This window comes from Streptomyces sp. NPDC091416 (genome assembly GCF_044756845.1).
GTDB lineage: Bacteria > Actinomycetota > Actinomycetes > Streptomycetales > Streptomycetaceae > Streptomyces.
Window position 1 is genome coordinate 441,013 of sequence record NZ_JBIVTU010000004.1, and the last position, 6,038, is coordinate 447,050.

Annotated in this window: 6 protein-coding genes; 5 read left to right on the forward strand and 1 reads right to left on the reverse strand. The window is 71.3% G+C overall.

Features of this window, described 5'->3' with window-relative positions:
* Nucleotides 1-18: 18 nt before the first annotated feature.
* Nucleotides 19-777, reverse strand: a complete 759-nt coding sequence (locus ACIQMX_RS15470) for an IclR family transcriptional regulator (protein ID WP_402478180.1) — start codon at nucleotides 775-777, stop codon at nucleotides 19-21.
* A 493-nt stretch (nucleotides 778-1,270) separates the two neighbouring features.
* Between ACIQMX_RS15470 and ACIQMX_RS15475 the strand changes: the two genes are divergently transcribed.
* The 5 genes from ACIQMX_RS15475 to ACIQMX_RS15495 all read left to right on the forward strand — a co-directional run bounded on the left by ACIQMX_RS15475 (nucleotide 1,271) and on the right by ACIQMX_RS15495 (nucleotide 5,904).
* Complete coding sequence (locus ACIQMX_RS15475; protein ID WP_363075270.1) at nucleotides 1,271-2,881, forward strand: ATP-binding protein; 1,611 nt, start codon at nucleotides 1,271-1,273, stop codon at nucleotides 2,879-2,881.
* Nucleotides 2,878-3,285 (forward strand): roadblock/LC7 domain-containing protein, encoded by a 408-nt coding sequence (locus ACIQMX_RS15480; protein WP_148016885.1) that lies wholly within the window; start codon nucleotides 2,878-2,880, stop codon nucleotides 3,283-3,285. Before ACIQMX_RS15475 ends, ACIQMX_RS15480 begins: the two co-directional genes overlap by 4 nt.
* The gene (locus ACIQMX_RS15485; RefSeq protein ID WP_363075268.1) at nucleotides 3,282-3,653 is read left to right on the forward strand and encodes a DUF742 domain-containing protein; all 372 of its coding nucleotides are present in this window, start codon (nucleotides 3,282-3,284) and stop codon (nucleotides 3,651-3,653) included. Before ACIQMX_RS15480 ends, ACIQMX_RS15485 begins: the two co-directional genes overlap by 4 nt.
* Entirely contained in the window at nucleotides 3,634-4,248 is a 615-nt protein-coding gene (locus ACIQMX_RS15490) for an ATP/GTP-binding protein (RefSeq protein ID WP_363075266.1), read from the forward strand. The genes ACIQMX_RS15485 and ACIQMX_RS15490 overlap by 20 nt, the downstream gene beginning before the upstream one ends.
* Nucleotides 4,249-4,326: 78 nt before the next feature.
* Entirely contained in the window at nucleotides 4,327-5,904 is a 1,578-nt protein-coding gene (locus ACIQMX_RS15495) for a cytochrome P450 (protein ID WP_402478184.1), read from the forward strand.
* The last annotated feature ends 134 nt before the right edge of the window (nucleotides 5,905-6,038 follow it).

The window sequence follows — 6,038 nt, forward strand, 5'->3', positions numbered from 1 at the left end:
TGGTCCCCGACCGCCGGGCTACCCGGTCGCGCCGAACCGGGCGGCCGACCGGAGCAGTTCTGCGGCGCGGCGCTCCAGAGCGGCCTCGTCACCACGGCCGGCCGGTGCGCAGGCCACCAGCGCCAGCCGGTCACGCCACGTGGAACCCGCCAGCGGTACGGCGACCGCGTGCATCCCGGCCACCGACTCGCCGCGGCCGGTCGCGTAGCCGCGGTCACGGATCCGGCCCAGCTCGGCGAGGAGTTCCGGGCGGGAGGTGAGCGTGTCGGGGGTGACCGCGTCGAGGTGCTCCCGCGGATACAGGACGCAGATCTGATCGGCGGTCATCCGGGAGAGCAGCAGCTTGCCGCCCGCCGTGGCGTGCGCGGGACGGGCGCGGCCCCGCTCCAGTACCATCCGCACCGGCTGAGCGGATTCCCGGCCGTCGGTGACCAGGACCTGATCGCCGATCAGCGCGGCGCTGAGCACGGTCTCACCGGTGCGCCGTACGGCGTCCTCCAGCACCGCACCCACCTGCTCCCGGACGGGGGCGCCGAATCCGGCCGGGTGGCCCAGCCGCACCAGCTCGGGACCGGCCGAGTAGCCCCGGCCGTCCGTCTCCCGTGCGGCGAAGCCGCGGCCCTCCAGGGTGCTGAGGACCCGGTGGGCGGTGGAGCGGCCGACGGAGAGCAGCCCGGCCGCCTCCGAGACGGTCAGCGCGTCATGGGTGAGGAAGAGCCGCATCAGCCGCAGGCCGGTGTCGAGCGATTCGATGGTGTAGTCCCGCGCGTGCTCCATCAGATGTCTGTTCCCCTTCGTGTCCCGGAGGGGCATGCACCCTCGCGGTGGTCATCAATCCGCCTCTTTCGATCCGCTTCGCTCAGATGTGCCCTTGTCCCTCCCTGTGGGACGCGTTCGGTCGCCCCGCGGTGGAGCTGCCCGGCGATGTGTGCTGCTGTCGCACGGTTCGCCCGCAGGGCGTTGCCCGTCGAAGAACGGTTGCGGTGTCTGTGTCCCGCACGCCGGGACGAAGCGGAGCGGTTCGCGCGCGCCTCCCCGCTTCGTCACTCCACGCACACGACTGTTTGCGTTCCGTGCGAAAACTCGTGAGTGTATTACCGCGGGAGCGCTCGCGCAGGGGGTTGGGCGAATGTGCCGAAGCACTGTTTCGATCTGACTAAGCTCACGCGCAGTGAAGTCGAGTTGATATGAATTCGAGCGCTTGTTCCCTACTGCCCTGCAAGCGCTGTACCTCCCGATTACCTCCCGAATCAACCGCCAGAGGTTTTAGATGGTTCGTGTTGAATCACCACCGATCGACCGAGAAACACCTGTGGTCCGTGCCATGTTGCTGCCCGTCCTCGTGACGGCCGGCGCAACCGCCGCCGCCGTGGCGCTGGTTGCCGAGGCCGCGCGGATACCAGTCGTCTGGTGCGGCGCCTTCACCACCGTCGTGGTCGCCGTGCTCACCGCCGAACTCGCCCGCCGTTCACGCACGAACCGGCGGCAGCGCGCCCACTACGAACAGCGCGTCACCGCGCTGGAGCGGCGCATCGCCGGTTACGACGAAGAGTCCGTACGCATCAGCAAGGAACTCCTCCCCGCCGCGATCCACCGGCTGCGCGTGGGCAATTCGCCCGACGAGGTGCTGCGGGCCGTCGTCGACAACGACGAGGTCTACCGCCATCTTCCCGACGCCCAGCGCGCGCTCGTCTACACCGTGCTGGACATCATCGACAACGAGGAGGCGACGCGTGACTCCGCGCAGCGCGCCTTCGTCAACGTTGCCCGCCGCGTCCAGGCGATCGTCCACCGGCAGGCCAGTGAACTGCGGGAGATGGAGGAGCACCACGGGCGCAACCCCGACGTCTTCGACGACCTCCTGCGCATCGACCACGGCACCGCGCTGATCGGCCGGCTCGCCGACTCCATCGCCGTGCTCGGCGGCGCCCGGCCCAGCCGCCAGTGGCCCAAGCCCGTACCGCTGTTCAGCGTGCTGCGCGGCGCCATGTCACGCATCCTGGAGTACCCGCGCGTCGACCTGCACTCGATCGCCAAGGTCGCCATCATCGGCACCGCGGTCGAACCGCTCATCCACGCCTGCGCCGAACTCCTCGACAACGCCACGCGCTACTCGCCCCCGCAGACCCGCGTGCACGTCACCGCAGTCGAGGTCCAGACCGGCATCGCCATCGAGATCGAGGACGGCGGCGTCAGCCTCAGCGAGGAGGCCCGCGCCCGGGCCGAGAACATGCTCGCCAGGGCCCAGGCCGGCTCCAGCATGAACGACCTCGGCGAGTCACCCCGGCTCGGCATGGCCGTCGTCGGCCGGCTGTCGCGGATGTACGACCTCCAGGTATCGCTGCGGCAGTCCGCGTACGGCGGTGTCCGCGCCGTACTCATCGTGCCGCGCTCCATGATCACCACCGGCCCCGCGCCCGGCATCGCCCACGGCATCGGCGCCACGTCGCGGCCGACCAGCGACATCGACCTCAAGGACATGAAGCACGTCGTCCCGGCCCGCAGCACCCACCGCAAGCCGAGCCCCGTCGCCTCCCGTCCCGCCACCGGACCGGTCGCCCCCGAGCCCCGGCCCGTCACCCCGTCCGTCGCCATGGAGGACGAGGTCCCCGTGGTGACCGAATGGACCTCCGGCGGACTCCCGCAGCGGCGCAGCCGAGGCCGCGCACCGCTCGGTTCGCACAACCTCCCCGCCCAGTCCACCGATACGGGTGCCGGACGGAGCAACGGCTACGGCAACGGCAACGGTCAGGCCAACGGCAAGGAGCCGCCGCCCGGGATCTGGCTGGAGGCGTTCACCAAGGCAGCCAACGGCGTGCCCCGGGAGCCAGGGACAGACGAAGACTCCGACGACGCGTGGGACAAGGGAGACCTGAAGTGATCCAGCAGCGGGGCAACATGGACTGGATGCTCAAAGAGCTCGCCGATGACGTTCCGGACATCCACCAGATCGTGGTGCTCTCCGCGGACGGCCTGCGCATCGCCCGCCACGGCGGCGACCCCGACGTCGCCGACCGGCTCGCGGCCGCCTGCGCCGGGCTGCAGAGCCTGGCCGCCGCCGTCGCCTCCGAAATCCCGTACAGCGACGGCAGGATGCGGCTCGTCGTCATCGAGGTGACCGGCGGATTCTTCTACCTGATGGCCGCGGGAGCAGGCGCGTACCTCGCCGTACTCGCCGGCGAGACGGTCGACGCGGGACTCGTCGGAGCACGGATGCGCGACATGGTCGTACGGATCGGCGCCCATCTGACGAGCCCGCCCCGACACGACGGGCAGGCCGGATGACTTCGTCCCGACGAGAACGCCGCAAGGCCGATCCGGCACTGAGCGATCCGGAACGGCTGTACGTCATCACCGGCGATCCCGACGGCAGCGAGCGGGCAGCGCTCGACCTGGTCACGATGGTGGTCTCGAAGTCGCAGCCGTCGCCGACGGTCCAGCCCGAGCAGGCCGTCATCCTGCGGCTCTGCCAGGCTCCTTTATCCGTAGCCGAGATCTCTGCCTACCTCAGCCTGCCCTTCAGCGTGGTGACCTCGCTCCTCACCGAACTCCTCGCCACGGAACTGATCGAATCGCGCGCGCCGATCGTCCGCGCGACCCTCCCGGACAGGTCCCTCCTCGAAGCGGTGATGCATGGACTTCAGAAACTCTGACACGATCACGGGCCCACGGAGCGAGGACGTCCTCCCCACCACGGCCACCGCCGCGGTGAAGGTCGTGATCGTCGGCGGGTTCGGGGTCGGCAAGACGACCATGGTCGGCTCGGTCAGTGAGATCCGGCCGCTGACCACCGAAGAGACCATGACCCAGGCCGGCGTCGGCGTCGACGACAACTTCGGGGTGGAGAGCAAGACCGCCACCACCGTCGCCATGGACTTCGGCCGGATCAGCATCAGCGAGGAGCTGATCCTCTACCTGTTCGGCACCCCGGGCCAGGAGCGCTTCTGGTTCCTGTGGAACGGACTGTTCGAAGGCGCGCTCGGCGCCGTCGTGCTCATCGACACCCGCCGACTCGAAGTCAGCTTCGACGTCATCGGGCGGCTGGAGGAGCGCGGTGTGCCGTTCGTCGTCGCCGTCAACACCTTCCCCGACGCGCCGAATCACCCCGTCGAGGCGCTGCGCAGCGCCCTGGACCTGCCGGACGAGGTCCCGATGATCGACTGCGACGCCCGGCTGCGCGTCTCCAGCCGCGATGTGCTGATGACCCTGATGCGCTATCTGCACAGTCTGGCCGTCCCGCTCGGCTGACGTCGCCGCACCCGATCCGCGCGCCCCCATCGCGTACCCCATCCGTCCGCCCGTGGCGGACTGATCCCTGGAGCGATCGTGACATCCCCATTCCACTACGAACCCGGCGAGGCCACCGGGCCGGTACCGCCCCCCGAGTGCCCGGCCCACGGCCTCGGAATCGGCCCCGGCGGCCTGCGACGCCTCTACGGCCCCGAGGCGGAACAGGACCCGCACGGCCTGTACGACAAGCTGCGCGCCGAGCACGGCTCGGTGGCGCCCGTGCTGCTGCACGGCGACGTACCCGCCTGGCTGGTCCTCGGGCACAGCGAGAACCTGCACATGACGCGTACGCCCTCGCAGTTCTCCCGGGACTCGCGCCGCTGGCGGGCGCTGCAGGACGGCAGCGTCGCGCCGGACCACCCCCTGGCGCCCATCTTCACCTGGCAGCCGATCTGCGTCTTCGCCGACGGGGCCACCCACGAGCGTCAGCGCGGCGCCGTCACCGACTCCATGGGCCGGATCGACACCCGCGGTGTGCGGCGCCACGTCAACCGCTACAGCAACCGGCTCGTCAACGACTTCTGCCGGGAGGGCCGTACCGACCTGGTCACCGCCTTCGCCGAACGGCTGCCCATGATGGTGATGTGCGCCATCCTCGGCATGCCGGAGGAGTACAACGACCGGATGGTGCAGGCGGCCCGCGACATGACCCGCGGCACCGCGACCGCCGTCGAGAGCAACGCCTACGTACTGGCCGCGCTGAGCCGCCTCGTGGAGCGGCGCCGCCGCGAACCGGCGGACGACTTCGCCACCTGGCTCGTGGAGCACCCCGCCGACATGAACGACCAGGAGGTGGCCGAGCACCTGCGGCTCATCCTGATCGCGTCCTACGAGGCGACCACCAACCTGATCGCCAACGTGCTCCGCATGGTGCTCACCGATCCGCGCTTCCGGGCCCGGCTCAGCGGCGGGCACATGACCGTCCCCGAGGCGGTCGAGCAGACCCTGTGGGACGAACCGCCGTTCACCGCGGTCTTCGGCCGCTGGGCGGTCGGCGACACGGAACTGGGCGGGCAGCGCATCAAGGCCGGCGACGCGCTGATCGTCGGCATCGCCCCGGCCAACACCGACCCGGTGGTACGTCCCGACCTCGACGCCAACATGGAGGGCAACCGCGCCCACCTCGCGTTCAGCGGCGGCCCCCACGAGTGCCCGGGCCAGGACATCGGCCGCGCCATCGCGGACGTCGGCATCGACGCCCTGCTGATGCGCCTGCCCGACCTCGAACTCGCCGTCGACGAGAGCGAACTGCGCTGGGTCGGCAATCTCATGGGCCGCCACCTGGTGGAGCTCCCGGCCGAGTTCGCGCCGCGCGCCCCGCAGGACGACCGGGAACCGCCGTCCATGGGCAAGCCGAACCCGGCGCGCCAGGACTGGGAGGTGCAGTCCGCGGTACGGCACGTGGCGCCGACCCCGGTACGCGCCGCCGCCCCGTCGGAGCCCGCAGGCGCGGCGCCGGGCGCGCGTCCGGCCGGGGCGACCGTCGCCGTCGACGGATCCGTCGACGGCCGGACCGGCGAGGGCACCGCAGCCGGGATGATTCCGCAGCAGCGCAGGCCCACGGCCCCGGCCCGGCTGTGGCGCGTGGTGACCCGCTGGTGGAACGGCTACTGACCGGCGGCACAGCCGGGCGCGGGGGGGGGGGGCCCCCCCCCCCCGGCCCCGCCCCCCCCGCGCCCCCCCCCCCCCCCCCCCCCCCGGGGGGGGGGGCAAAATTGGGGGGGGGCGGGGGGTGGGGGTGAGAGGGG

What these genes read in the sequence shown, in the direction of transcription:
- ACIQMX_RS15470 (WP_402478180.1), bottom strand. Translation starts at nt 777, where the DNA reads ATGGAGCACGCGCGGGACTACACCATCGAATCGCTCGACACCGGCCTG.
- ACIQMX_RS15475 (WP_363075270.1), top strand. Translation starts at nt 1,271, where the DNA reads ATGGTTCGTGTTGAATCACCACCGATCGACCGAGAAACACCTGTGGTC.
- ACIQMX_RS15485 (WP_363075268.1), top strand. Translation starts at nt 3,282, where the DNA reads ATGACTTCGTCCCGACGAGAACGCCGCAAGGCCGATCCGGCACTGAGC.
- ACIQMX_RS15490 (WP_363075266.1), top strand. Translation starts at nt 3,634, where the DNA reads ATGGACTTCAGAAACTCTGACACGATCACGGGCCCACGGAGCGAGGAC.